This window comes from Actinoallomurus spadix (assembly GCF_024055725.1).
GTDB lineage: Bacteria > Actinomycetota > Actinomycetes > Streptosporangiales > Streptosporangiaceae > Actinoallomurus > Actinoallomurus spadix.
Window position 1 is genome coordinate 115484 of sequence record NZ_JAMXMX010000020.1, and the last position, 26282, is coordinate 141765.

Below are 26282 nucleotides of genomic sequence, written 5' to 3' on the forward strand. Positions count from 1 at the left end.
GTCTCGGTAGACGAGGCGGAAAGACGACCCGCCACCCGGGCGTCCGATCCGCGGTGGCCGTCTGCTCTGATCGCCACGTGGGGCCGCGCGGCCGCTCTCGTACACTCGCGGGAGTGTTCGACTCGCCTGACTTCGATCTGGCGCCGTACGCCGGTTTCGACATGACGAAGGTCGTGCGGCGTACGTACTGCAGTTGGGACGACAGTGGCTGGCGGTCGTTGCTCGTCCAGTGCTTCACCCACGCGCGGGAGGCGGAGGACTTCCGGCTGCCCGGCGTGTCCGACCTGCACCTCGTGCTGTGCACGGACGGGAACGCGGAGATGAGCGTACGCGCCGGTGGGAAGGCGGTCCGGAGACGCTGGGCGGCCGGCCGCCTGGAGCTCATCGTCCCCGGTCACACGACCGACCGCGGTTATCGCGCGACGTCGGTGATGCGCACGATCCAGGTGCACATCCCGCGGGCGGCCGTCGATCGGGTCGCGGCAGAACTGGGCGGTCCGGGGCCGGACTTCGAGGCGCTGTCCGCCGGCCTGGGGGCGGGCGACGCGGTCGTCGAACAGATCATGCGCGGGCTGGCGGCAGCCGAGGGTGCGAACGACCTGTACGCGGAGTCGGCCGCGGTCTTCCTCACGACGCATCTGCTGACTCACGGCCGGGGCCGGCCCGTACCGGGCTCCGAGCACACGGCCGTCCGCCGGGGCATCGCGGTCATGCGCGAGCGGCTGGCCGATCCGCTGACGCTCGCCGACGTCGCCGCCGAGGTGCATCTGAGCGTGTACCACTTCATCCGCGTGTTCCGCGAGGCCACCGGGGAGACACCGCATCGGTTCCTCACCCGGCTGCGGATCGAGCAGGCGCGGCGGTTGCTCACCGGTACCGACCTCACCGTCGAGCGGATCGCCGAACGCTGTGGTTTCGCCGGGCCTGGGAGCCTGTCATCGGCCTTCCTGGCGCGCGTCGGTGTCCGGCCGTCGGCGTACCGCAAGATGTCGTCGACAGGTGGGCAATCCCGCGCATGTCCCGAGCAGGCCGCGCCGTCCTAGCGTGGCGGAGTGCCGTACAGCTACTCCGTGACCTCACATTCACCGGCGAGCCCCCACCTCGTCTTCGCGGCGCTCGTCCGCGCGGCCGCCTGGCCGTCGTGGTCGCCGATCGACGCCGTCGAGCTCGAGGGCGGCGGTGATTCCGAAGACCGGCAGCAGGTCGGTGACACGCGGATCTTCCGTACCGGCCGGGCGGTCTCCCGCGAACGCATCGTGGAGCTGGTCCCCGACCGGCGGTTCGGCTACGAGAACGTGGGCGGCCCGTTCCGGTCCTATCGGGGCACCGTCGAGCTCGCCGTGGCGCCGCGAGGCGGCACCGACATCACCTGGTCGGCGGTCTTCGAGCCGAAGCTGCGTCTGTCGGGGCCGTTCTGGCGGTGGTACCTGACCCGCTTCATGCGGCGGATGGCCGACGGCCTGGCCTCGTACGCCGCCGACTCGTCTTGACAAAGCAGGTATCAACGAGCGTATAAGCGTTGCCCAATTGTCGTCCGATCAGAGGCGAGGGGCCCTATCCGTAAATGGTAAACGGTGCGAACCTTGTCGAAGTGGGCTGGATGGGGGAAAAGGGGTGACCTCATGCTTCTTAAGGTCGGACAGCAGGTCATGGCGGTCGTGGTGACGGCCGCGCTGGCTCTCGCAACGGTTCTGCTGGCCGGTGGTTCCGCGTCCGCGCAGAACGGTGCCGTCGTCTCGGCGTCGGCGCGCATCACCGCCAAACCTCCGCCGTGTACGCGGTGCTGTCTCAAGATGAATAAAAAGACGCATCGGTGCGCTAAGTACGGTTACAAGAAGGGTAAGGGTAAGTGCTCGCCCAAGTGCAAGTAAGCTCGCATTCGGGCACCGAGCGAGGCGCTTCGGAGATGTGATCGCGGTGGTCGGCCGGGGCGCCGAAGGGCGCTCGGGCCGGCCGGTCATGCGATGGCAGGGCCATCGGCCGACCGCCGTACCGGGTGCCGCGTGCCGGTACGGCGGCCGGCCGCCGCGCGTACGACCCTCACGCTGCTAAGCGGGGCCTTAATATAAGCCCCGAAAAAACGCGTCGCGGAGTATTGACACCGGTGGCGATCCCGATCAGTCTCTCGGGAGAGCGCGCTCCTCTCCGCTCCCGGCGCACGTCAGAGCCCCCGACCCCGCCGGGAGTCCTTGCCGCCACCAGCTTCACGGCGGGCGGTCTCCTCGCCGCTCCGCCGTGCCCGCGAAGAGGAGCCCCCATGACGCCCCGTGCCCGGGCGGCGGACCCCCGGCCCGCCGTGCCCGCGATAATGATCACCATCCTGACCCTGGTCCTCGCCTGCGCGGGAGCCGTCCTGCCCGCCCCGGCGGGCGCGGACCCCGCGCTGCTCTCCCAGGGCAGACCGGCCACCGCCTCGTCGGTCGAGAACGCCGGCACACCCGCCTCCGCCGCCGTGGACGGTGACACCGGCACCCGGTGGTCGAGCGCCTTCGGCGACCCGCAGTGGCTGCAGGTCGACCTCGGCGCCACCGCCACCGTCAGCCAGGTCGTCCTCACCTGGGAGGCGGCGTACGCGACGGCGTTCCAGATCCAGGTCTCCGACGACGCCGCCACCTGGCGGACCGCCTACGGCACCACCAGCGGCACCGGCGGGAGGCAGACGCTGGACGTCTCCGGCACCGGCCGCTACGTCCGCATGTACGGCACGGCGCGGGCCACGGGTTACGGCTACTCGCTGTGGGAGTTCCAGGTGTACGGCTCGGCGGGGTCCACGCCGCCGGGCACGACGCCGATCTCCGCTTACCGGCAGGTCAGGGCGTCCTCGACGGAGGGCGGGAACGCCCCGGCGGCGGCGCTGGACGGCCGCACGGACACCCGCTGGTCCAGCCAGTACACCGACGATGAGTGGCTGGAGGTCGACCTCGGCGGCACCGCCACGATCACCAGCGCCACGCTGATCTGGGAGAACGCCTACGCCGCCGGCTACCGGATCGAGGTGTCCGACGACGCGGCGAACTGGACGAGCGTCTACAGCACCACGACCGGCAAGGGCGGCACCGAGAACCTCGCCCTCTCCGGCAAGGGCCGCTACGTGCGGTTCCACGGCACGGCGCGGGCCACGGGCTACGGCTACTCGCTGTGGGAGTTCCAGGTCTTCGGCACGGTCGACGCGTCGAGCACCACCCCGCCGCTGCTGTCGCCGCCGGCCAAGGCCCCGGCGACCACCGGCCAGTTCGCGCTGTCGGCGCCGGCCGACCACGCGATGGTCACCGGCACCCGCCGCCCGGCCCTGTCCTGGGCCGCGGTCTCCGGTACGGCCCACTACGAGGTCTGGCTCAACGTCAGCCGTACCGACTACGACTTCACCGCCTCCGGTCGGCTGCTCGACCTCTACACGAAGGTCGCCGAGCCCACGGGCACGAGCTACACGCCGACCTGGGACATCAGTGACCGGTGGACGTACAGGTGGTTCGTCGTCGCGGTGAGCGGGTCGGGCGGCAGGACGACGTCGAACATCCGCACGTTCAGCGTCTACCTGCCCGCGATCAACGCGGCGGGAGACGGCGTGAACATCGTGAACGGCGCCCGCGACCTCAACAAGGACGGCTCGATCCAGCCGTACGAGGACTGGCGGCAGCCGGTCGAGACCCGGGTCGCCGACCTCCTCGGGCGGATGACGCCTGAGGAGAAGGCGTACCAGATGTTCTACAACGCCCAGACGTATCCGCAGTCGGGGTGGCACTTCGGCCCGGCGCAGCCGGCCGACCTGGACAAGGTGCTCCGCGCCGCCGCCGGCACCCGGCTCGGCATCCCGCCGGTGTCCGCGGGTGACACGATCTCCGGGTACGAGACGACGTACCCGCTGCAGAGCGCGCTGGCCGCCGGCAAGGACTACCCGCTCGACTACAAACTGGGCGACATGCAGCGCCGCGAGGAGCTGGAGGTCGGTACGCGCGGCGTGCTCGGGCCGCTCGCCGAGGTCGGCACCAAGGTGCTGTACCCCCGCATCCAGGAGGGCAACGGCGAGAACGCCGACGTCGCGGCCGCCCAGGTCCGCGCGCTCGTGGCCGGTCTGCAGGGCGGCCCGGAGCTGAACCCGGGCTCGGTCCTCGCGACCGTCAAGCACTGGCCGGGGGAGGGCGCCGGCGGTGAGGCGGGCATCGTCTACGACGCGGTGACGATCAAGTACCACATGATCCCGTGGCGGGCCGCGCTCGACGCCGGTGCGGTGAACATCATGCCCGGCTACGCCGGCAGCTCCTTCCTCGACCCGGGCGGGCCGGGCGCGGGCAACAGCAAGCCCATCCTCGACTACCTGCGGAACAACCTCGGCTACACCGGCCTGATCACGACCGACTGGCTGCCCTCCGGCGCGTGGATCAGCGCGGCGAACGCCGGATCCGACGTGATGGGCGGGGCCGACCCGGGCGCGTCCGGGTTCTCGATCGCGAGCTTCCTGTCCAGCGTGCCGATCTCCCGGATCAACGACGCGGTGACCCGGGTGCTGCGACTGAAGTTCGAGCTCGGGGTCTTCGACCGACCGTACGGCGACCCGGTGAACGGGCCGTACCGCTTCCACCAGCCGTCGTACGCCGCGCTCGCGAACCAGGCCGCGCGCGAGTCCATCACCCTGCTGAAGAACGACGGCGTCCTGCCGATCAAGCTGAAGGCGGGCGACAACATCGTGGTGGCCGGGCCGCGTGCCACCGACGGTGCCGCCTGCTGCGTGTGGACCAGCTACTTCCACCAGAACTACGGCTCGCTGGACCTCCTCGACGCGATCAAGGCGCGCGCGGCGAAGGCCGGCGTCAACGTGTACGCGGACACCGGACCGTCACCGAAGCTGGCCGTCGTCGCGGTCGGCGAGCCCAGTTACACGCACGCCACGGCCTGGACGAAGGAACAGCCGTACCTGCCCGCCGACCAGCTCGCCGTCATCCAGAACCTCCACAGCCAGGGCATCCCGGTCGTCGTGGTCATGGACCTGCCGCGGCCGACGGTGATCTCCGAGTGGAACGGCATCGCCGACGCCATCGTGATGACGTACCGCGGCGGCGAGGAGGTCGGCCCGGCGACGGCCGCCCTGCTCTTCGGCGACTACACGCCGCACGGGTCGCTGCCCTGGCAGCTCCCGCGCAGCATCGACCAGGTCCTCAAACCGGGCGGCACGGACACCCCCGCCGACGCCGTCGAGGACTGGAGCCTGCCGTACGACCTCGGCGCGACCGCCGCCGAACGCGCCGACATCCGCGCGAAGATCGACGCCGGTCAGTCCCCGGCCACGACGTACGGGGACCCGCTCTATCCCTACGGCGCCGGCATCCACAGCTGGTAGGAACGCGCGCACGGGGCCGCACACCACCGGTGTGCGGCCCCGCCGGGCGGGGCAGGGGTGGTACGAGGGCCACGGCGGCTTCGGCCGAGATCGACCACCTCCCGGCGGAGCCGCCGCTCGAACGGGGGTGCGGGCGATGGCCAAGGTCGCGGACCAGCTCGTCGACCTGCTCGTACGCGCGGGCGTCCGGCGGCTCTACGGCGTGGTCGGGGACGCGCTCAACCCCGTCACCGACGCCGTACGCCGCAACTCCGCGATCGACTGGGTCCAGGTGCGCCACGAGGAGACCGGGGCGTTCGCCGCGGGCGCGGAGGCGCAGCTGTCCGGGCACCTCGCCGCGTGCGCCGGCAGCAGCGGCCCCGGTCACGTCCACCTCATCAACGGGCTGTACGACGCCCACCGCAGCATGGCGCCGGTGCTCGCGATCGCCGCGCACATCCCCAGCGCCGAGATCGGCACGGCGTACTTCCAGGAGACCCACCCGGACCGGCTGTTCGCCGAGTGCAGCCACTACTCCGAGCTGATCTCGACGCCGGAGCAGACCCCGCGCGTCGTCACCACCGCCGTCCAGCACGCCGTCGGGCGGTCCGGCGTCTCCGTCGTGAGCGTCGCCGGCGATATCGCCGGGCAGGACGCCCCCTCACGGGACGCCGACGTCGCCGTCGTCACCGAGCGCCCCGCCGTACGGCCCGGCGACACGGAGATCGCCGAGCTGGCGCGGCTCGTCGACGAGGCCGAGGCGGTGACCCTGTTCTGCGGGCGCGGCACCGCGGGCGCCCATGACGAGGTGATGGAGTTCGCCGCGCGCGTCAAGGCACCGGTCGGGCACGCGCTGCGCGGCAAGGACTGGATCCAGTACGACAACCCGTTCGACGTCGGCATGTCCGGGCTGCTCGGCTACGGCGCGGCGTACGAGGCGATGCACGAGGCCGACCTGCTGATCCTGCTGGGCACCGACTTCCCGTACACCGCGTTCCTGCCCGAGGACGTGCGCACCGCCCAGGTCGACATCCTGGCCGAGCACCTCGGCCGCCGCTCCCGCCTGGACGTGGCGGTCTGGGGAGACGTCCGCGAGACGCTGTGCGCGCTGATTCCCCAGGTCCGGGAGAAGACCGACCGCCGGTTCCTCGACCGGATGCTGAAGAAGCACGCCGACGCCCTCGAAGGCGTGGTCACCGCCTACACCCGCGACGTCGAGCACCACCGGCCGATCCACCCGGAGTACGTCGCCGCGATCCTCGACGAAGAGGCCGCCGACGACGCCGTCTTCACGGTCGACACCGGGATGTGCAACGTCTGGGCGGCCCGGTACCTGTCCCCGAACGGCCGCCGCCGCATGATCGGCTCCTTCACCCATGGCAGCATGGCGAACGCGATGCCCCAGGCCATCGGCGCGCAACTGCTCGACCCCGGCCGGCAGGTCGTCAGCATGTCCGGCGACGGCGGCTTCTCGATGCTGATGGGCGACCTGCTCACGCTCGTCGAGTACGAGCTGCCGGTGACGATCGTCCTGTTCGACAACTCCAGCCTCGGCATGGTCGACCTGGAGATGATGGTCGGCGGCTTCCCGCCGTACGGCACCACCTATCCGCACACCGACTACGCCGCGATCGCCCGCGCCGCCGGAGCGCACGCCGTCCGCGTCGAGGACCCGCGCGACGTACGCGACGCGCTCCGCGACGGGCTCGCGCACCGGGGACCGTCGCTGGTGGACGTGGTCACCGACCCGAACGCCCTGTCCATCCCGCCGCGCATCACCGGCCGCCAGCTCGCCGGCTTCGCCACGACCACGAGCAAGCTGGTGCTCAGCGGCGGTGTCGGCCGCATGGTCCAGCTCGCCCGCTCCAACCTCCGCAACATCCCGCGCCCGTGACGACGGACCGGCGTACCTCGCCTGAGGCGACTGGCGGCACCAGGGTCAGCGCAGGAGGCCGAAGTAACGCGACAGGGCATGCTCGACCTGTGCCATATCGTCTCGCGTGAGATAGTCCACGAGCTCGCCGGTGACGTAGGAGACGTCGATGGTACGGGTCTGATCGATCAGGATTTTGGTGTCCCGCCCCGCGATGACGACCACCGGCCTGAAGACCGACGCCTGGGCGCTGGTCGAGGTCGGAATGATCGTTACCCTGGACCAGGCGTTCTGCTCGACGCTGATGACGAGCCCGAGGCGCCGGCCCCGCTGTTCGTTGCCACGCTCGGCATCGCCGAGGTCGACCGGGTAGACCGCTCCCCGGATCATGCGTGATCCTGCGACCTCGCCGGAACGGTCGTGTCGGTGCCGGTGATGCGGATGTTGCCGTCGGCGTCGTACTCCCACGCAGCCGCCTCAGCGGAAAGATCTTCGGTCCTCAGCCGGTGCATGTCCGCGCGGGCACGCTCTTCCCATGCCTCGCGGTCCAGCAGCCGCAGCGCGCGGCGGATGACGTCGCTGGTCTTCTCATCCTTGCGGCGGTTGGCCTCGATGACACGAAGGTCTTCTTCAGTAGGGCGAAATCCAACGCTCACGCATTCAGTGTCCAACGATTGTTGGACATCGGGAGCCTCTGCCGCATGCGGCACTTCCGTGATCTCCTGGCGCGGCCGGTTCAACCTCATCCTTCCGGTGCGGTGACGAGGAGCGTACGGCCGAGCGTGTACGCCTCGTGCAAATCCTCGCCGCGGTACGCAAGGGCGGCGAGGTCGGCCAGGTGGTGGTCGGCGTTCACCGCGACCGTCCTGGTGAGCCGCCGGAACAGCGGGGCGTCCGACATCGAGTCGCCGTACGCGACGCACCGCGCGTACGACAGGCCGTACCGCGCGCACAGCTCGTCGACGATCCGGACCTTGTCGTCCGGGGTGAGGACGTTCGCCGGATCGAGCGGTTCGGTGAAGGGCAGGGCCGGGAACCGGGAGGCCACGACCTCGTCGAAGCCCAGATCGAGGAGGTGGCGGGCGAAGAAGTCCGGCGACATCGTGATCACCACCGATCGTTCCCCGCGTTCCCGGATGTCCGCGCACACCTCCTCGATCCGGGCCAGCCAGGGACTCGCGGCGAACGCGTCCGCGACGACCGCCGGCGTCAGCTCGCGCCACATCCCGTGAATGGCGGCGGAGAAGCCCCGCGTGTCGAGCTCACCGGCCGCGAACCGGGCCTCCAGCTCGACCAGCTCCGCCACCGACCCGAGATGCCGCGCGATCTGCAGGCTCGCCGTCGTCTCCCCGAGGAGGGTCCCGTCCATGTCGAACACGTGAAGGAAGGCCACGGCAGGCAAGTCTGGCGGCTGCGCTGTTCGGAAGGCGAGTGAATAAGAACACGGCATCAAGCGTGGTGCCGGTGGTGACGTAGTCGCGAAACTACTGCTGCGCTTGGTCGAACTGGCTCGAGGGCGGCTGTTGCGGCGACGGCGATTTCGCGGTTGATTCGGACAGGTGCGGTGCGCATGGGGGAACTTCTGGTGCGTGGCGCACGGTGCGCGCCACGCGGGTACTGAGGCGGGACCCGGGTGGTCCGGCCGGGTGTGGTGCGGGGCGTTTCGGGCGCCGGATACGGTCGAGCGCGCTCAGGCGGTGCCGAGTGCGGTGCGCAGGGTGGCGATGGCCTGGCTGATGGCCGCTTCGGCGGCGTGGGTCTCGCGCAGGGCGTTGAGCATGACGAAGTCGTGGATGATGCCCTGGTAGCGGACGGCCGTAACGGGGACGCCGGCCTGGCGGAGCTTGCCCGCGTATGCCTCGCCCTCGTCGCGCAGCACGATGGAGCGGTGCTGGGTCAGGAACGGGTGGCGGCAGGTGCGCTGGACCGTCCCGGGGATCTCCGTCCTGGGCATCGGCCTGCAGGTCCACAGTGGCAACGGCCGGGGAGTCGTCGCTCTCGACGCCATCACCTGGTGAGCCCTGGACCGGTCCGGTACGGACGCGGGCGTCCGGTGCGACGACCCGGTCCGTTCAGTCCGGCTACCATCCCTGCTCATGGCCGTTCCCGATCTTCATGAACTGCGCGAGGGGAGCCGGCGCCGGGCCGCCGCGCGGCCCAAGGGGCCGGAACTCGCCCGGGTCGAGGACGTGCGGACCCCGGGCGGGCCGGCGCTGCGGCACTACCGCCCGTCCGAGGAGGAACGGCCACTGGTCGTCTTCGCACACGGTGGCGCCTGGGTGATGGGCGACCTGGACACCCACGACCGGACCTGCCGGCGCATCGCCGCGGCCTGCGACGTGGAGGTCCTGGCCGTGGACTACCGGCGGGCTCCCGAACACCCGTACCCGGCGGCCATCGACGACGTGGTCGACGTGATCCGCCGTACGAGGCCGGTGGCGGTGGTGGGTGACAGTTCGGGCGGCTACGTGGCGACGATGGCCTGCCTGCGGCTGCGGGACGAGGGCGGCCCGCTGCCCGCGCTGCAGGTCCTCATCTGCCCCAACACGGACCTGACGCTGTCCCGGCCGAGCATCGAGGAGAACAGCGCCGACCACGGGCCGGCGGCCGGCTTCCTCGCGTGGGCGGTCGAGCAGTGGGCGCCCGATCCGGCGGTGCGCGCCGCGGCGAGCCCGCTCTTCGTCCCCGACCTGTCCGGCATGCCGGACACGATCCTCGTGACCGCCGAGCATGACACGCTCCGCGACGAGGGCGACGCCTACGCGGACCGGCTGGCCGAGACGGGGGTCCGGACCGTGCACCGGCGAGAGCCCGGCCTGGAGCACGGCTTCATCCAGAACATGGACCTGACCTGTGATCGGGCGGCCGCCGCCGCGCAGCGGCTGTTCGCCGACATGGCCACCTCGATCCACGAAGGACCGGTGAACGTCTGACCTGCCGGAACACCCCGTGCTGATGGCCATCCAGAAGTGGTGGTAGGCGGTCGTGTCTTGTGAAGGTAGGCGGTCACGGAAGTGGCGGTGGTCGGACAGCGAACCTAGGTTGCGTGAATTCTCCTCCGCTTGACCCGGCTGGGAGTCTGCTGCCGGTGGGCCGCGACGGTGGTCGCGGTGCGGACGAATGCCGCGAGTGCGGATGCTCGGTGTCCTTGTGGCCAGGCGAGGATGAGGGCGGTGGGCTGGGCGTCGGTGACGGGTACGCAGGCCAGGTCGTCGCGGAGTTGGCCGCGTACGGATGCGGGTACCACGGCGACCGCGCGGCCAAGTGCGATGAGCTGCAGGAGTTGGCCGACGTCTCGTACGGACAGCCTGTTCGGGGTGTTGTGGGGATCGGCCGACCAGTGGGGCATTGTCTCGCCGGCCAGGTCGGCGAGACGTACGCTTGCCCGGTCGGCCAGGTGGTGGCTGCGGGGGAGGACGACGACCTGGTCTTCGGTCAGGAGTTCCTCGGTGTCGAGACCGGTCAGGTCGGTGTTCGAGCGGTGCAGCAGGCCGACGTCGGCGCGGCCGTCGCGGATCATCTGGGCGCGTTCGTGGGCCGAGCACAGGACGATGTCGACCGGGACCGCGTCCGGGTCGGTCTCGTAGGCGGCCAGGATGTCGGGCAGCAGGCCGCAGTCACCGCCGGATTTCATCACCAGGACCAGCCGTGAGGCGGGCCGTCCCGCGCGCTGGGCGCGTCGCACGGCAGCGTCGACCGCATCCAGGGCCCGGCGGCTTTCGGTGAGGAACACCTCGCCGGCCGGGGTGAGCGTGACCTTTCGGCTGGTGCGTTCCAGCAGGGGCACGCCCATCCGGCGTTCGAGCCGGCTGATGGCCCTGGACAGCGGCGGCTGCGCGATGCCGAGACGCTCGGCCGCCCGGCCGAAGTGCAGTTCTTCGGCGACCGCCACGAAGTACGCGAGTTCGCGGGTCTGCAGTCGATCCATACCGTGAGGGTATCGGCCGAGACTCAGCCGGGCATTGTCCTGCTGCGGCCTCCGGTGGTGAGGTCATCCCCATGACTGACGAGACGATCGCCCTGATCACGGGAGCGAACAGAGGAGTTGGGCGTGCCGTCGCCCGCCGGCTCGCGGATCGCGGCGCGACGGTCCTCATCGGCTCCAGGGACCTTGAACGCGGTGAGGAGGCTGCCGAGGCGCTCAGGTCCGGCGGCGGTGATGTACGCGCCCTCATGCTCGACGTCACTGACGCGGCGACGATCGAGTCGGCCGCCAGACAGATCGACGAACGCTTCGGTCGGCTCGACGTGCTGGTCAACAACGCCGGAATCTCCGGCAGCCCCGGACCGACGGAGCCGGCGACCGCCGACCTGAACCTGGTCAGGCGGGTGTTCGAGACCAACGTCTTCGGTGTGATCGCGGTGACCAACGCCATGCTGCCGCTGCTGTCGCGCTCGGCGGCGGCCCGCATCGTCAACGTGTCCAGCGGTATCGGGTCGCTCGCCTACATGACCGATCCGGATCACTACATGTCCCGGTTGGCGGGGCACGCGGCGTACCCACCCTCGAAGACGGCGCTCAACTCCTTGACCGTGCAGTACGCCAAGGACCTTCGGGAACAGGGCATCCTGATCAACGCCTGTACCCCTGGTCCCTGCGCGACGGACTTCACCCGAGACCTCGGCCTCCCCGTCACCCGCACGGCCGACGACGGCGCCGCGATCGTGGTGCGACTGGCCACCCTGGGCGCGGACGGCCCGACCGGAGGGTTCTTCGACGACGACGGCGTGGTGCCGTGGTGATCGCTCCGCCTACCTGCAGTTTTCGGTGTCCGCCAGCACCCCGGTCCGAGGTGGCGCTGAGCGCCGCCTCGGACCGGGGCACCACCGCATCGGCGGCCGTCCGCGCGGAGATCAGTGGTGCAGGCGGTCGAAGGTCACGGACCCGCCGTTGTTCTCGTCGTCGGTGCCCCAGAGCGCCTGTCCGCCGGGAAGGGCGACGATGGCCTCGACCTTGCGGTCGTCCTGCTTGGTGTACCGCCGCAGCGGCCGCAGGCTCTCCTTCAGACGGAGTACGGGCCGGAGCCGGCTCTTGATGGTCAGCCTGCCGGCCTGGTAAACGGCGGAGCTGAACGGGCCGTCGTTGTCGTTCGGGTCCGACGCCGACGACACGAGCACGGTCCCGTCGCGCAGGACCTTCAGGTCGCTGACGTGCCGCACCTCGTCCTCGTTCGGGAACGGCACCGCGAACCGCTCCGTGTCGGCCGTCGCGCCGAGGCCGAACCGCGTCCTTCCCGCGTCGGCGGGAGCCGTGCGGATCACGGCCTTCTGGTCGTTCTTTCCGCGCGTCGCCCACACGGCGAAGAGCCGGCCGACGGGACCCCGGTACAAGGCGAAGCCCTCGTAGTTGTCACCCGCCTGACGGTCCGGCAGGGGGACCGGCGTGCCGACGACGGTGGCCGTGCGCCCGGCGACGACGACGTGGTACGCCGTGCCCTCACTGGCCAGCGCGATGTAGTGGTTCGCGAGCCCGGGGACGGCGTCGAGCGCCTCGACGTCCTTCGGCAGTGGACCGTTCCAGCTCAGGGGCGTCGTGACCGGCGCCTTGCCGGGCCGGAGCCGTACGGTCTCGATCCGGGTCTCCCCGTCATTCTTGTTGTCGTGCACGATGACGACGTCGGCCCGGTCGTGGCGCACCGGCGCGCCCGCGACGAGGGCGATCCCGCTCACGCCGCCGGTCATGCCGGTGCCGACGCGCTGCCAACCCTGCCGGTCCGCGGCGTGCGCCGGCACGGAGACGGCGGCGAGGGCCCCGAAGGCCGCGGTCGACACGATGAGCTTGTTCATGATCATGATCGGGAGGTTAGGGCACCGGGTCCGCTTCGCCTCCGGGATCGGGGAAAGTCGTACCGCGAACTTCTGTTGAACTTCGTATGTCTGACGGAGGCCCGCCGATGGCGGTACGGAGCCCGGTAAGCGACGTGCGGGACCTCACCGCACTGCTGCGCACGGCCCCCGCGCGCGCCGGCCGTACCCGCGTCATCGCGATCGACGGGCGGTCCGGCTCCGGCAAGTCGACGCTCGCGGCACTGCTGCACCGGGACTCCGGCGCGCCCGTGGTGAGCCTGGAGGACCTCTACGGCGGCTGGGACGGTCTGGAGCACGGCGTCGACCTGCTGGTGTCGGAGGTCCTCCTCCCCCTGGCCGCCGGGCGCGTCGCGTACGTTCCGCGCTACGACTGGGTGAACGCGTGCTGGCGGACGCCGGCCGAACTCCCGCCGCCCGCGACGCTCATCGTGGAGGGCGTCGGAGCCGGGGCGCGTCGCGCCGCCGGTCACGCGAGCGTGCTGGTCTGGCTGGAGGTGGAGGAGCGGACCCGCCGGCGGCGGGCGCTCGACCGCGACGGTGACGTCTACGCGCCGCACTGGGAGCGCTGGGCGGCGCAGGAGGCCGCACTGCTCGCCCGCGAGAGAACGTGGGAACGCGCGGACATCATCCTGCGCACCGAGGACGGCGCCGTGCCCGAGCCGGACGCCGACGGGCCGGACGGTGGCGGGCCGGACGGTGGCGGGCCGGACGGCGGCGGGCCGGACGGCGGCGAGGCCGACGGCGAACGGCGGGTCAGCGGAAGCGGGTGACGAACCGGCGCTGCCAGGGTGTCTCGACGGCCCGCCTGGCGTAGTGCCGCCGGACGTAGGCGACGGCCTCCCCGACGGGTACCCCGTCCAGTACGGCGAGGCAGGCGAGTGCCGTGCCGGTGCGCCCCTGACCGCCGTGGCAGGCGATCTCGACGCGTTCGGTCTCGGCGCGGTTCCACGCTTCGCGCAGCGCGTCCGCGGCGTCGGCGCGGTCGGCGGGCAATCGGAAGTCCGGCCAGCGGACCCAGCGCGACTCCCATTCGACGGCCGGTGGTTCCCTGCCGAGGAGGTAGAGCGCGAAGGCGGGCCGGGGGCCGTCCGGCAGGGGGTGGCGCAGGCCCCGGCCGCGTACCAGCCGGCCTGACGGCAAGGGGAGGACGCCGGCGGCGGTCGGCTCCCACGTCTCGATCACGGGGCGAGGATAGCGGCGTCGGTCACCTACTTTGCGGTCTTTACTGATTTTCCTGATGAATGTCGGTTAACTCGTATTGATAAATCCGCTGCCGGGTGCCCTGACCAGGTAAGATCATCGCAGCGGATCGTTTTCCACAGATCAGTGAGAAACCGATGCGCGGCCGGGAGCTCGCGGGTAAGGATGGGGCCATGTCCTTTCCGTTAATGCCTGGATACGACTACATCAACGTGGTCGCGGACCTCGATCCGGTCACCGCGATGCGGGACCGGGACCTCGGGGATCGCATCCGGACCTTTACCAAGCTCCTCCCGGCAGGCGCGCCCGATTTCGGGTATGCCGTGCAGAAGGGCACCGAATGGCGCATCGGCTGCCTCGGCGCGGGCGATCCGGAGGGCGCCCGCTATTCCCTGGCAGCCTGTCTGCGCCGAGGAGCGCAGGACGAGGAGGATCCGGAGACGGCCCGCGCGATGCGCGCGGCGGCCGACCGGCTCGACCCGGAGGACGGCCGGCAGCTCCCCAAGGACGAGTGGGAGATCGGCGACCGCCGCTACCGGGTGATCAGGGTGGAGAAGTTCACCCTGATCGGTCAGCGGCTCATGGAGCCGCCGCGGCCCACCGACACCGACCCGCCGGACGACGTCCGGATGCTGGAGGACCACCTCATCGAGCCGCGGACGCCGGTGGGGCAGTGGGAGGCGCAGCTGCGGCTCAACCTCGTCGGCCACCTGCCCATCCCCGGCACCGTCCCCGAGACCGTGGAGATCGAGGCCCGGCACGCGATCCGCACCCATCCCGGCGTCGTGCTGCTCCCGCCCACCTTCACCGTGGTGGAGATCAAGGGCGACTCCTGGGACCCGCTGACCGGCGCGGACGGTCCCGGCCAGGCCCGCACTCACCTGGCGAAGTACTTCAGTGAGCTGCTGCCCCGGCTGTTGGAGTTCCAGGGCGAGCCCGCCGAGCCCGAGCAGATCGCCGAGTGGAACGCGGCCGCGGACCAGATCGAGGCGATGCGCGGTCCGGAGTTCCTGGTTCTGGGGCGTAGGTTCCGCATCGTCCGCGTCTCGCGGATGCTCCGCGTCGGCCGGGACGGTCCCGAGGGACCTCGCCCGTCGGACCAGGAGCGGTACGGCATGCAGGGCACCGAGTCCCGCTCCTGACCTGTCGCCTCCTCGCGCCTGGGCCACCCTCGCGGCCGCCCGTGCGCCGACCACCCGCGCTCCGGGCCGCTCGCCCTCCTGTCCGGGTCGCGCCGATTTAGTACGCCGTTTGGTGATCATTAAGATCCTCGGGTGATCATCAGACGACGGTCCGCGGCCGGCCTGCTGTGCATGCTGGCCGCTCTGGCGATGTTCGGCGCGCTCCCGGCCCGCGCCGCGACGGCCGAAGCCACGAAGGCCGAGGCCACAGAGCCGCCCAAGGTCGAGCTCGTCCTGGACGTCAGCGGCTCGATGCGAGCCCGGGACATCGACGGACGAAGCCGCATATCCGTGGCCCAGCAGTCCTTCGACGAAGTGGTCGACGCCCTGCCGGGTGAGACGCAACTCGGCATCCGGGTCCTCGGCTCGCGCTACCGCTTCCCCGGCAGCCCCAAGACCGTCGGATGCCGGGACACCGAGCAGATCAGCCCGGTCGCCCAGGTGAACAAGGTCGAGGCGAAGGCCGCGATCGCCACCCTGCGGCCCACCGGCTGGACCCCGATCGGGCTGGCCCTGCGCGCTGCGGCCAAGGACCTGGGCACCGGCGAGACGACCCGCCGGATCGTCCTCATCACCGACGGCGAGGACACCTGCGCGCCGCCCGACCCGTGCGACGTCGCCCGCGAGCTCGCCGCGCAGGGCACCCACCTCGTCATCGACACCCTGGGCCTGACCCTGGACGACAAGGTGCGGCGGCAGCTCACCTGCATCGCCGACGCCACCGGCGGCACGTACACCGCCGTCCAGCACCAGCAGCAGCTCACCAGCCGGCTCAACCAGCTCGTGCACCGGGCCGGCAGCACGTACCAGCGGACCCCGCAGCAGGTCACGGGCGGCGCGCAGTGCACGAACGCCCCGGTGCTGTCGCCCGGCGTGTACACCGACCGCGAGCGGTTCGGCGAGCACCGGTACTACCGGGTCCCCGTCACTCCGGGGCAGGAGCTGCGCGCCTCCGTGAGCGTCGCGCTCGACCGCAGGCTGAACCCCGACTACGGAGTGCTGCTCCGGGCGACGTCCCAGGACGGCCAGGAACTGGTCCGCGGCACGGACGCGGGCAGCGGGCGCACCGACGTCCTGTCCACCGGGCTGCGCTGGTCAGCCCAGGGCCCGGACGGCTCGCCGGAGCCGAGCGCGTCCGCGTCGGCGGGCACGACCGGGTCCGCCTCGGGCACCGTCTGCCTGATCGTGAGCAACTCGTTCGCCGCGCCGCCCGGCGTACGGACCACCCCCGGCATGCCGCTGGAGCTGACCGTCGACGTCGTGCCCTCCTCGCCGGCGCCGAACGGCCCGGACCTCGGCCGCGGCTGGCTGCTGCTCGTCGTGCTCGCCGTCTCCGGCCTGGTCGCCGGTCTCATCGTCGGCTGGCTCGCCCGCTGGCGGATCGCCATCTGGAAGGAGAACTGACCGTGCGCGTCACCAGGCTCCTGTCCCTCCCGATCGCGATCGGCATCCTCGCGCTGGCCACCGCGGGACCGGCCTTCGCCGGCGGTAAGTCGTCGCCCAAGCCGCGTACGACGATCGGCACCGCCGGGACGTCCTTCCTCACCGCCACCACCGTGAAGCCCGGCCAGTCCGCGCGGCTGTCCGCGTCGACCGGCGACTACCTGTACTGGTCGTTCGCCGCGGCGGCGGGACAGACCGACCGGATCGCGGTGACGGTCGGCCTGCCCACCGACTCGAACCGCCTCGGCACCGCGACCTGGAACATCGACGTCTTCGACGGGCTGCGCCGGCGTCAGGCGTGCACGGCCGGGCCGCAGACCGTCACCGCGCAGTCCGGCGCGGCCAAGGTCGAGCTTCAGTGCACGCTGCGGCGGATCCGCTCCTGGGCCGAGCCCTGGTCCAGTGATCCGCTGCCGGGCACCTACTACGTACGGCTGTCGGCGGTCGACCTGCCGGAGCAGGGCCTCGGCCTGCCGATGGACGTGCGGCTGCGGCTCAGCGCGAAGCACGGGAACGCCGAGCCGCAGGGCGCCCACTTGAAGGCCCCGCTGTCTCCCGCGGTCAACCCGGGCGCCACGCTGGCCCCGGACGCCGCGCCGTCGGTGGAGCCCTCGGCGGTCAGCTCCGCTCCGAAGCCGCTGCAACGCGCCGAGAGCTGGTTCTCCTGGCCGTCGACCCGCTGGTGGTGGACGATCGGGGGCGGCGTGCTGGCCGCCGTCGCGGGCGTCGCGGGGTACAGCCTGACCCGGCACCCCCACCGCTGGTTCTCCTGACCGTCCCGGCCCCGGCGCGGCCCCAGGCCGCGCCGGGGCCGCGAGGTGGCGGGTGCCACGCAGCGCCGCGGTGGGGTCCCGGCCGGCACCGCGTCTGGGCGGGCGTAACAGATTCGTCGAAATCCGCGAATCGGGCCCTACCAAAACGATCTTCTGGTTACGGTCATGATCATGGCAAAATCTCGGATATGGGGGCGGAGCGTCGTATGCCTCGCGGCCGCCGGCGCGCTGCTCGGGGCGGCCATCGCGCCGGCCCAGGCTGCGGTCAGGCCCAAGGGCGGCTCCGTTAGCGAGATCGCGAACAAGCTTCAGCAGACGATGGACGGCCTGCGGTTCCAGGACGTCCTCGACACCGACCCGGTCACCACGACCGCCGCAACCCGCACCCTGCGGGCGAACTCCGTCGACAAGGACGCGCAGACACCCAGGCAGCAGGCGCGGTTGCTGGCCGCCGCCGCGGACGCTCAGCCGATCTCCCAGCAGCCGCAGCTCGACGCGACCGTCATCGAGCTGGATCGGCACAACCGCCCGGTCTCGTCGGGCACGGTGCTGATGAGCCCGCAGTACCCGCACGGCAAGGTCATCCCGGTCGACCGAAACTTCCACACCAGCGACGTGCGCTGGCGGCAGTGGGACGACGCGGGCTGGTACACCAACCACGGCCAGGGCACGATCGACGTGGTCCCGGGCCGGGAGAACGCCTCGACCGACTTCATGCTGCCCTACCCGGCCTCGGTCCTGAAGCTGATGATCAACTTCGGGGTGCTGCGGCTGGTGGACAAGGGCGTCGTCAAGCTCGATGACACCTACGCCTACAACCCGACCAGCATCAGCTCCCTGTGCGGCGGCGCGAGCAGCGACACGATCCGCGACTACATCGACGCGTCGCTGACCTGGTCCTCCAACGCGGCCTCCTGCGCGCTGCTGAAGATGCTGTGGGACCACGACGCCGTCACCGACCTGAACCAGACCTTCCAGGACCTGGGCCTGGAGACCCTGCAGGTCAAGGAGACCAACCCGGCCAACGGCGGGCACTGGAGCAACCCGGTCACGATGAGCTCCCTGGACACCGCCAAGCTCCTCGCGCTCATCAACGGCGCCCCCGGCACGGTCTGGAAGGCGCCCAACGGGACGCGGGTCACCCGGAACGTCCTGAGCAGGTCTTCCCGGGAGTTCTTCAAGAAGGAGCTCGCCCAGCAGGGCATGAACGACGTGCTGTCGACGGTGAACTGGTGCGGCGCGGACTACCCCGCCCCCGGCATCCCGCAGCTCGTCCCGTCCCGCTGGATCGCCGCGGACGGCACCGTGACCGTCGACGGCGACGCCTACGGCCATGACGTACGGCCCTGCAACGCCAAGGCCGAGGTGACCTTCGCCCACAAGACCGGCCTGGTCTCCAACTCCGGCAGCGACGCCGGCATCGTCCGGTCCCTGCCCGGCAAGGCCGGCCGCAACTACATCATCGTGGTCTTCTCCAACCTGGGGAACCAGTACATCGACCCCAACCGCCCACCGACCGCACCCGGCGCCCACCCGGTCGCCTACACCGAGAAATACGCCCAGCTCGGACTCGCCATCGACCAGTACGAGGCCGCCAAGCACGGCAACCGCTGAGGTTCCGCCGAGGGTCTTCGTTCACCGGCGCCGCGAAGACCCTCGGCGGTCGCCACCGAGGATGAGCCCGCCCGGCGACCGGGTTCGCTGACATCCGATCGCCGGGCGGAGTCGTGAGGTCAGCGGCGCTTGCGCCCGCGCCGCCACAGCCACACGCCGGCCGCCACGCATACCGCGGCGGCGGCGTAGAGGACCTCGGGCCGCTCGCTCGCGGCCCGCGTCGCCTGCCGGCCGGTGCGCGCCACCGTCCGCCGCGCGGGCTCGGGCACGGCCTGGCCCACCTTGGCCACCGGCCCCGCCACCTGCTCCCGCACCTGCGGGGCCTTCTCCCGGACCGTCTGCGTCAGCGTCCCGATGGTCCCGGTGGCCTGCTCGCGCAGCTGGGGCGCCTTCTCGCGTACGGTCTGCGTGAGCGTCCCGAACGTGCCGGTCGCCTGCTCGCGCAGCTGCGGGGCCTTCTCGCGTACGGTCTGCGTCAGGGTGCCGAGCGTGTCGGTGGCCTGGTCCCGGAACTGGGTGGCCTTGCCCCGGACCCGCGCGGGCACGTTCGCCTTGGCCGCCAGCGCCTCGACCGTCTCGCCCAGCTCCTCCCGGGTCTGCTCGATCTCGGCCTTCAGCTCTTCCTGGTCACCGGCCTGGGCCTTGTTCTGTTTCGCGTTCTCCTCGGCGCCGTCCGCCGTAGGGGAGTCACTCATCACGCGTGCCTTTCCTTGAGATGGTCCTTGATCTCCTGAACATCCGTCTTCACGGATTCGGCGGTCTGCTGGGGTACGGGAGGCGTCGCCCGGCGCATCCGTGACCGCCCGGCGGCGGCCAGCAGCCCGGCGATCGCCAGCAGCGCCACGCCGACGATCAGGGCGGCGGCCCAGACCGGCAGCGCGACCGCGAGGCCCGCGACCACCGCGGCGACGAGAGTGCCGCCGCCGTAGAAGGCGACGGTACCGGCGCCGCCGAACAGCCCGGCGCCGCGTCCCGCCTCCTTGCCCTTCTCGGCCAGCTCCGCCTTCGCCAGCGCCAGCTCCTGATGGACCAGCTCACTGATCTGCCGTGCCGCCTTGCCGACGAGCTCTCCGGTCGAACCGTCGTGGCCAGTGGACGTATCGGACGGGTTCTGTGTGGAAGGGCGGACGCCGCTCGCCATACCTGCACCTTTTCTTCCGCGTTGAACCGTTCTTCGTTCCGGGTTGATGCGCAGGGGTACCCGGAGAGCAGCCGACCTAACACGAAGCGGAAGGGAAATACGGACATGACCCGCGATCGCGCAGAGCCGGACGGCGCAGGAACCGATCAAGCCGGTCTCAGCGCTTGAGGTAGACCCCGAGGAGCTGGCTCAGCAGCCTGCCGACGGCGGAGTCCCCGAGCCGCTTGGTGTGCAGCTTGAACGTCCACCCCTTGTCGGGGTCCCGTTCGATGCGGACGTCGGTCCGGAACGCCAGCAGCACGAGCGCGCCGACGCCGAGGGTGGCGGGGTCGAACCGCTCCCGCGTCCCGGACTCCGTGACGATGGCGATGGCCCGTGTTGCCCGCGGCGACCAGGTCGCCGAGGAGGCTGGCCCACGGGGCCCGCCACAGATGGAGCGGCGCGCAGCCGCTCCCGTACGCCCTTCTCCGACCGTCTCGGCTGGGCGCCGACCTGCGTGACGAGGGTGACGTTCCGTAGCGCGAGCGGGCGTCCGTCGACGTGGGCGAGCTCGAACGGGCGGAACGCCAGCGTTCGGGCCTCCACCGGCAGGACGATCCGTACCGTCGCGGGCGGCTCCCGGACCATGACCGCGCCGAGCGGGCCGAACACCTGCTCGCCCAGCCAGGTCCCGACCTCGGCGACGATCCGCGTCTCCTGCTCCAGCCGCCGGTCCGGCGCCGTGTGCCAGAGCAGGTAGGCCCGTAGATCGGTGAACGCCTCGTACCGCCAGTCCGCCTCGTCGAGGCGTACCTCGTGGTCGCCGAGGAACCGGCCGCCCGGACCGGTGAGCACCCACCGCCACCGCGCCGGACCGTCGAAGTCCGTGACCTCGCACCGGAGCTCTCCCACGACCACCTCCGCCGATCACCCGATTCGAGCGTACGTGCGGCGATGGCGGGATCGCCGTTGATCGAATGATTCGTGGGAGACGGTGCTCAAGACGCGATCTGGACCGGGGTGCCCAGCGGCAGCATCTTCGCCATCTTGGTGATCACGTCGTTGGCGACGCGGACGCAGCCGTGGCTGACGGAGGTGCCGAGCGACTTGGGCTCGTTCGTGCCGTGGATCCCGATGATCGGGTCCTGGCCGTTGAACTGGGTCAGCGTCGTGGAGTAGCCGTTGAGGCCGTAGGCGTACGGGCCGTACGCGCCCTCCGGGTTCGGCGCCTGCAGCAGTTCGGTGAGGTAGTACCGGCCGCCGGGGGTGGGGGTGTCGGCCTTGCCGATCGCGGCCGGGGTGTCGATCAGCACCTTCTTGCCCTGGTAGACCTTCACGCGGTGCTTGGACTGCAGGACCTGGACCCAGTAGCTCGTCTTGGCCGTGGTGACGTCCTCGGTGGAGATCCAGCCCTGGCTGCCGTTCGGCGGCGCCGGCAGCAGGACGTGCAGCCAGCCGGGCTGGGTGCCGATGACGAGGAAGACCCGCGTGACGCCGTCCGGGTTCGGGTTGCGCAGCCGCATGCTCGGCTCGGCGTCCCCCGGGTTCTGGTAGATCTGCACCGTCTTCGTACGCGCGGTGGCGATCGTCGCCGGGCCGTCGCCGAACTTCGCCGCCTCCGCGCCGGCCGCCGTGGAGTTCGTGCCCGCCGCCGGGGCCTTCTTGTCCGAGTGGTCGGAGCCGCCGCCACAGCCGGTCAGCGTGATGCCGAGGGCGACGCCGATCGTCGCGGCCGCCCAGCGGGGCCGCGATCCGGCCGTGATGATGGACATCGGTCTCGCTCCTTGGAGATCGCGGGTTGATGACAGGCGGACGGCCCGGGAACGCACCGTCCCGGGCCGCCTGTGAGCGTTCGTTCGCCGGCCGGTCGGGGAACACCGTCTGCGAGCGTCCGTCGTCCTCGGGATCGCGCCCTCCCGGGCCGACGGTCAGCGTGCGTACGTCAGCCGGTGAACTTCGGCTGCGCCTTGACCGGCTGCGCCGGGCGGGCCTCGCCGGTGGGGGCGGTGGTGGGGACCGGCGTCGCCGACTGCGGCTTGGTCGAGGGCTTGGTCGGCTTGGCGGTCGGCTTGTGGGCCGCCGGCTTCGACGGGGTCGGCTTGTGGGGCTTCTTCGGCGGGGTGGGCGCCGCGGTGCAGTGCTTCACGCCGAACGCGCCGTGCCGCTGCCAGACGGGCAGGTCACGGCGGTCGGGGCGGTACGCCACCACCATCACCTTCGACGCGTGGGTCGGCAGCGCGACGGCGCCGCCGGCGGGGACGGGCACCTTGCGGTCGCTGTGACCGCCCTTGTCGTCGCGCCAGGTCATGGGTACGGCACCCCACCGGTTGGGGTTGCTGACCATCCAGTTCGGCTGACCGTTCGCGCCGCACTTGGCCTCGAGCCGGAGTGCGGGGTCACGGTCGTTGCAGGCCCACGCGGGGGACGCGGCCAGGGTGGTGACGGCGAGAGCGCCCGCCGCACCGGCGAAAGTGAGAGTCGCCCTTTTCAGGCGCATGCAGTACCTCCAGCGAAGGGAAGTAGGTCTGAGAGCGCCGCGAGCCCGAGCGTCAGCGGCGCATGCGGCACACTATCGGGCAGATAACGCTCATGTCTCACTGTTCGCCTACTTCTTTGCCATTCATCACATTACTCCGCGCAATCATCATCTGCCGCCCTGTGATGACGTTGCTGTGCAGGTGCCGATGACCAGCGCGAATGAAGCAGTGAGCGATCGAAGGCCGTCTGACTGCTGGTTTTCTCGCGCTCGTCCGCTCAGTTCGATAGGTGCTTCAGGCCAATACCCGTGCAGCCCGTCGGCGCCGGCGGCGGCGCCTGCCCGGGCGGGGGAGTTCATGGGCCGAACCGGGCCCAGACGACCTTTCCTCTGTGCGGGGACGGCTGCCATCCGAGGCGTCCGTTCGTCAGTTCGTGAATCAGGAACAGTCCCCGGCCGCTCTCGTCGGCGTCCTCCGGATCGATGATCCGCGGCATCGTCGTGCTGTCGTGGTCCCAGACCCCGACCTCGATCAGTGGACGCCCTGGACGGGCGACCCATACGTTGATCAGGGTTCCCGGGTAGCGACGGGCCGCGTTCGTGGTCAGCTCCGTGAGGATGAGACGGCCGAGGTCCCGCAACTCCGTGAGCCCCCAGGCTTCGACGGCTTGGTCCATCAGGTGACGCACCAAGAAGACATTTTCCGGACAGGCGTGCATTTCCAGGGCGAACCGGTCCGGGGGCGTCCACTTCTCTGCCTGTAGGGCTGTCATTGCCGTGCCTCGTCTTTCGCTGGAGTGCCTCGCCGTTCGTGGTCAATTCCGGGGACTGGCTACATCGTGCATCAATGTGGATACTTACAGCGACAACTGCCTGCTCCGTTGCAGGCTCATTCACGACCACGCGCGATCCGGTTGTCGCCGGTGGCGAGGCGAAGGAGGAGTGGTCAATGACCGTTGGACGGGCTCCGATGCTGAAGGTATTCGGTGGCGAGACGCGGCGCTTCCGTACCGTGGCCGGCCTTTCCCAGGACCGCCTAGCCGAGAAAGTCCCGATTTCCGGCTCTCATATCGGAAAGATCGAGCGCGGGGAGACCCGCTGCGACAGGACCATCGCCGTCCGGCTCGACGAGATCCTCGACACGAGAGGCACGCTGCCCTCCCTCTGGGACGAGCTGGTCAAGAACGCCGCCTTCCCGGTCTGGTTCGACTGGCCGCCCGTCGAGGAGCAGGCGACCCTCCTCCGCTCCTACGAGAACCAGGTCGTCTACGGCCTGCTCCAGACCGAGGAGTACGCCTCCGCTCTCCTGTCCGGAGACGGGGAGGCGGTGGCGGCGCGCATCGGCCGCCAGCGGATCCTCACCCGCGAGACCCCGCCGCCGCCCCGGCTGGTCGTCCTGATGACCGAGTACGTCCTCTACCACGAGGTGGGGGATCGGGAGGTCATGCGGGGCCAGCTCGAGCACCTGCTCGACCTGCCGTCGGACCGCATCTCGGTCCACATCCTCCCCGGCCCGCTTCACCCATCGGGCACCGATGGCGCGTTCGCCATCGCTACCCTGCCGGATAGAAGTGAGTTGGCGTACATGGACACGGTGATCCGCGGACTTACCATCGACGATGTCGAGGACATTCAGGCATTGTCCGACGCATACGAGGCAATACGGTCGAGGGCCCTGCCCGTCGACGCGTCGAGGGACTTCATCCGCAGGGTGCTGGAGGAGCGATGGTCGTGAAGAGTGTCACCTGGCGCAAGAGCAGCCGCAGCGGCGGTAACGGCGGCAATTGCGTCGAGCTGGCCGTCATCGAGGGCGACACCGAGCAGGGCTGACCCCGTCGCGGTAAGGGGGGCTGGGTACACCCTGGTGAGGGGGTTCAGCAGGCTGGGAGCGGCCGCCGGGCGTCCCTAGCGTTGGCGGCATGAGAAATCCTGTGAACCGACGGGCGGTCGCCCTCGCGACCGCCGCCTGTGTCGCCCTTGCCGGGACCGTAGCGGCCCCCGCGTCCGCGATCGCGCGAACCCGCGCGAAGGCCGACCATCGCGGCACCCTGGCCGCCGCACCCGTACGCCTCGGCGTCCTCTCCGCCGACCAGACGCGTGCGGCGTTGGACGAGGCCGGGTTCGCGCAGGCCGGCGTCCGCTACGGCGTGGAGCTCGACCGCCTCGTCTACCGCACCGTGGACGCCGCAGGCCGGGCGACGACCGCCAGCGGTCTGATCGTGCTGCCGCGCAACCGTGATCGCAGTCCGCGCCTCGTGTCGTTCACCCACGGCACCGAGAGCTTCAAGAAGGACGCCCCGTCGATGGGCGAGGACACCTTCTCGCCCGCTCCGGCGCTGACGTTCGGCGCGGCGGGCTTCGCCGCCGTCGCCCCGGACTACCTCGGGCTGGGCGAGGGGCCGGGCACCCACCCGTGGATGGACGTCCCGTCGGAGACCACCGCGTCGCTGGACATGCTGCGTGCGGCCCGTGCGTTCATGGCGGGCCGGGGGCGGACGCCGCAGCGGCGCGTGCTGGTCACCGGATTCTCCCAGGGGGCGTCGGCGGCGCTCGGCCTGGCCCGGGCGCTGCAGGACGGCGCCGACCCCTGGTACCGGCTCGGCGCGGTGGCGCCGATCAGCGGCGCGTACGCCTTCCGTGACGCCGAGCTGCCGGCCGTCCTCGCGGGCCGGGAGATCCCGCCGAAGCTGGGCGTGGCCTACACGACGTACCTGCTCGTCTCGTGGAACCGCCTGCACCACCTGTACGACGCGCCGGGCGAGGTGTTCCAGGCACCGTACGCCGACAAGGTGGACCGGCTGTTCGACGGGACGACTCCGGGGCAGGAGATGCTCGCGGCGCTGCCCGGCAGCCTCGACGCCCTCCTCACCCCCCGCGGTCTCGACCTGCTGCGGCACCCGTCCGGGGCGTTCGCCCAGGCGCTGCGGGTGGCGGACGCGACCTGCACCGGCTGGGTGCCGAACGCTCCCGCCCGGCTGTACTACGCCACCGGGGACGAGCAGGCGGTCACCGCGAACACCGACCGCTGCCGGGCCGCGTTCCGCGCGAGCGGGGCCGACCTGCGGACGGTCGAGCTGGGTCCGATCGACTACCAGGGCTCGCGGCACCTCGGGTCGGCGGTGCGCGGCACCGTGGCGATCACCGACTGGTTCAGCAGGCTCCCTGCCTGATCGAGTGGGCTTGTCCCGGATCACGACGCGGGCCGCCGCGATCACCTCGTACGCGTGCAGCTACCCCCGGTGCACCGGACACGGCGAGCGCGGGTACCGGTGGGTGACGGGCGCGGGATCAGCCGTTGAGTTGATATTCCTCCTCGGGCCCGATGGTGATGATGGCGACGGAGACGCAGGCTTGTACGAGTTTGCCGTCTTGTTTGATGTAGGTGCAGATGCTGGAGGTGCGCCAGGGGCTGTTGGTTCGGGCGGGTGTTGTTTGGGGTTCGTGGTGGGTGTAGTGGTCGGGGTTCCAGGGGGTGGGGGT

The 26282-nt window shown here is 71.0% G+C and carries 27 protein-coding genes and 1 pseudogene; 14 read left to right on the forward strand and 14 right to left on the reverse strand.

The features are described from left to right. Positions 1-113: 113 nt before the first annotated feature. The 4 genes from NE235_RS26610 to NE235_RS26625 all read left to right on the forward strand — a co-directional run bounded on the left by NE235_RS26610 (position 114) and on the right by NE235_RS26625 (position 7208). Positions 114-1043, forward strand: coding sequence for a helix-turn-helix domain-containing protein (locus tag NE235_RS26610; protein ID WP_252807753.1), 930 nt, complete (start codon positions 114-116; stop codon positions 1041-1043). Positions 1044-1070: 27 nt separating this feature from the next. Beyond that, positions 1071-1490, forward strand: a complete 420-nt coding sequence (locus NE235_RS26615; RefSeq protein ID WP_252807755.1) for an SRPBCC family protein — start codon at positions 1071-1073, stop codon at positions 1488-1490. Positions 1491-2257: 767 nt separating this feature from the next. Continuing rightward, the gene (locus NE235_RS26620; RefSeq protein ID WP_252807757.1) at positions 2258-5335 is read left to right on the forward strand and encodes a discoidin domain-containing protein; all 3078 of its coding nucleotides are present in this window, start codon (positions 2258-2260) and stop codon (positions 5333-5335) included. A gap of 136 nt (positions 5336-5471) precedes the next feature. Next, entirely contained in the window at positions 5472-7208 is a 1737-nt protein-coding gene (locus NE235_RS26625) for a pyruvate dehydrogenase (protein WP_252807759.1), read from the forward strand. Positions 7209-7253: 45 nt separating this feature from the next. Here the strand turns inward: NE235_RS26625 and NE235_RS26630 are convergent, their stop codons facing one another. From NE235_RS26630 to NE235_RS26645, 4 genes and pseudogenes are all read right to left on the reverse strand, one after another. Then, positions 7254-7577, reverse strand: a complete 324-nt coding sequence (locus NE235_RS26630; RefSeq protein ID WP_252807761.1) for a type II toxin-antitoxin system PemK/MazF family toxin — start codon at positions 7575-7577, stop codon at positions 7254-7256. Continuing rightward, positions 7574-7927: a hypothetical protein gene (locus NE235_RS26635; protein WP_252807763.1), complete on the reverse strand. Its 354-nt coding sequence runs from the start codon at positions 7925-7927 to the stop codon at positions 7574-7576. Before NE235_RS26635 ends, NE235_RS26630 begins: the two co-directional genes overlap by 4 nt. Positions 7928-7929: 2 nt before the next feature. Next, complete coding sequence (locus tag NE235_RS26640) at positions 7930-8580, reverse strand: HAD family hydrolase (protein WP_252807765.1); 651 nt, start codon at positions 8578-8580, stop codon at positions 7930-7932. A 297-nt stretch (positions 8581-8877) separates the two neighbouring features. Beyond that, positions 8878-9066 (reverse strand): annotated as a pseudogene (locus NE235_RS26645) (alpha/beta hydrolase); the annotation flags it as partial. 217 nt (positions 9067-9283) lie between these two features. Here NE235_RS26645 and NE235_RS26650 point away from each other — a divergent pair. Then, entirely contained in the window at positions 9284-10120 is an 837-nt protein-coding gene (locus tag NE235_RS26650; protein WP_252807767.1) for an alpha/beta hydrolase, read from the forward strand. A 104-nt stretch (positions 10121-10224) separates the two neighbouring features. Here NE235_RS26650 and NE235_RS26655 read toward each other — a convergent pair whose 3' ends face one another. After that, positions 10225-11115 carry a LysR family transcriptional regulator gene (locus NE235_RS26655; RefSeq protein ID WP_252807770.1) on the reverse strand — a complete coding sequence of 297 codons (891 nt, stop codon included), beginning with the start codon at positions 11113-11115 and terminating at the stop codon, positions 10225-10227. Positions 11116-11186: 71 nt separating this feature from the next. Between NE235_RS26655 and NE235_RS26660 the strand changes: the two genes are divergently transcribed. After that, positions 11187-11930, forward strand: coding sequence for an SDR family oxidoreductase (locus NE235_RS26660; RefSeq protein ID WP_252807772.1), 744 nt, complete (start codon positions 11187-11189; stop codon positions 11928-11930). A 111-nt stretch (positions 11931-12041) separates the two neighbouring features. Here the strand turns inward: NE235_RS26660 and NE235_RS26665 are convergent, their stop codons facing one another. After that, positions 12042-12980 (reverse strand): hypothetical protein, encoded by a 939-nt coding sequence (locus tag NE235_RS26665; protein ID WP_252807774.1) that lies wholly within the window; start codon positions 12978-12980, stop codon positions 12042-12044. Between the two features lie 101 nt (positions 12981-13081). Here NE235_RS26665 and NE235_RS26670 point away from each other — a divergent pair, with 101 nt between their 5' ends. Then, positions 13082-13765, forward strand: a complete 684-nt coding sequence (locus NE235_RS26670) for a nucleoside/nucleotide kinase family protein (RefSeq protein ID WP_252807776.1) — start codon at positions 13082-13084, stop codon at positions 13763-13765. On the opposite strand, the gene NE235_RS26675 is transcribed toward NE235_RS26670, so the two are convergent. After that, positions 13749-14177, reverse strand: coding sequence for a protein-tyrosine phosphatase family protein (locus NE235_RS26675; RefSeq protein WP_252807777.1), 429 nt, complete (start codon positions 14175-14177; stop codon positions 13749-13751). The genes NE235_RS26670 and NE235_RS26675 overlap by 17 nt on opposite strands. A gap of 191 nt (positions 14178-14368) precedes the next feature. Here NE235_RS26675 and NE235_RS26680 point away from each other — a divergent pair, with 191 nt between their 5' ends. From NE235_RS26680 to NE235_RS26695, 4 genes are all read left to right on the forward strand, one after another. Then, a complete protein-coding gene (locus NE235_RS26680; protein ID WP_252807779.1) occupies positions 14369-15337 on the forward strand; it encodes a DUF5954 family protein in 969 nt (322 codons plus the stop codon). Between the two features lie 132 nt (positions 15338-15469). Continuing rightward, positions 15470-16780, forward strand: coding sequence for a VWA domain-containing protein (locus NE235_RS26685; RefSeq protein ID WP_252807781.1), 1311 nt, complete (start codon positions 15470-15472; stop codon positions 16778-16780). A 2-nt stretch (positions 16781-16782) separates the two neighbouring features. Then, positions 16783-17592 (forward strand): hypothetical protein, encoded by an 810-nt coding sequence (locus NE235_RS26690; RefSeq protein WP_252807784.1) that lies wholly within the window; start codon positions 16783-16785, stop codon positions 17590-17592. A gap of 171 nt (positions 17593-17763) precedes the next feature. Further along, complete coding sequence (locus tag NE235_RS26695) at positions 17764-19206, forward strand: serine hydrolase (protein WP_252807786.1); 1443 nt, start codon at positions 17764-17766, stop codon at positions 19204-19206. Positions 19207-19325: 119 nt separating this feature from the next. Here NE235_RS26695 and NE235_RS26700 read toward each other — a convergent pair whose 3' ends face one another. The 6 genes from NE235_RS26700 to NE235_RS26725 form a co-directional block, all read right to left on the reverse strand. Next, positions 19326-19901: a DUF3618 domain-containing protein gene (locus NE235_RS26700; RefSeq protein ID WP_252807788.1), complete on the reverse strand. Its 576-nt coding sequence runs from the start codon at positions 19899-19901 to the stop codon at positions 19326-19328. Further along, a complete protein-coding gene (locus tag NE235_RS26705) occupies positions 19901-20347 on the reverse strand; it encodes a phage holin family protein (RefSeq protein ID WP_252807790.1) in 447 nt (148 codons plus the stop codon). Before NE235_RS26705 ends, NE235_RS26700 begins: the two co-directional genes overlap by 1 nt. A 189-nt stretch (positions 20348-20536) precedes the next feature. Then, entirely contained in the window at positions 20537-21238 is a 702-nt protein-coding gene (locus tag NE235_RS26710; protein ID WP_252807792.1) for a hypothetical protein, read from the reverse strand. An 86-nt stretch (positions 21239-21324) separates the two neighbouring features. Continuing rightward, the gene (locus NE235_RS26715; RefSeq protein WP_252807794.1) at positions 21325-22098 is read right to left on the reverse strand and encodes a L,D-transpeptidase; all 774 of its coding nucleotides are present in this window, start codon (positions 22096-22098) and stop codon (positions 21325-21327) included. A 170-nt stretch (positions 22099-22268) separates the two neighbouring features. Next, a complete protein-coding gene (locus tag NE235_RS26720; RefSeq protein ID WP_252807796.1) occupies positions 22269-22823 on the reverse strand; it encodes a hypothetical protein in 555 nt (184 codons plus the stop codon). Positions 22824-23158: 335 nt separating this feature from the next. Continuing rightward, on the reverse strand, positions 23159-23494 hold the full coding sequence (locus NE235_RS26725) for an ATP-binding protein (protein WP_252807798.1): 336 nt from the start codon (positions 23492-23494) through the stop codon (positions 23159-23161). Between the two features lie 257 nt (positions 23495-23751). Here NE235_RS26725 and NE235_RS26730 point away from each other — a divergent pair, with 257 nt between their 5' ends. From NE235_RS26730 to NE235_RS26740, 3 genes are all read left to right on the forward strand, one after another. Continuing rightward, positions 23752-24537 (forward strand): helix-turn-helix domain-containing protein, encoded by a 786-nt coding sequence (locus NE235_RS26730; protein WP_252807800.1) that lies wholly within the window; start codon positions 23752-23754, stop codon positions 24535-24537. Then, the gene (locus NE235_RS26735; RefSeq protein WP_252807802.1) at positions 24534-24632 is read left to right on the forward strand and encodes a DUF397 domain-containing protein; all 99 of its coding nucleotides are present in this window, start codon (positions 24534-24536) and stop codon (positions 24630-24632) included. The genes NE235_RS26730 and NE235_RS26735 overlap by 4 nt, the downstream gene beginning before the upstream one ends. Positions 24633-24721: 89 nt before the next feature. Further along, positions 24722-25972 carry a lipase family protein gene (locus tag NE235_RS26740; RefSeq protein WP_252807804.1) on the forward strand — a complete coding sequence of 417 codons (1251 nt, stop codon included), beginning with the start codon at positions 24722-24724 and terminating at the stop codon, positions 25970-25972. A gap of 118 nt (positions 25973-26090) precedes the next feature. Here NE235_RS26740 and NE235_RS26745 read toward each other — a convergent pair. Next, on the reverse strand, positions 26091-26282 hold a 192-nt coding region (locus tag NE235_RS26745), incomplete at its 5' end, for a hypothetical protein (RefSeq protein ID WP_252807806.1).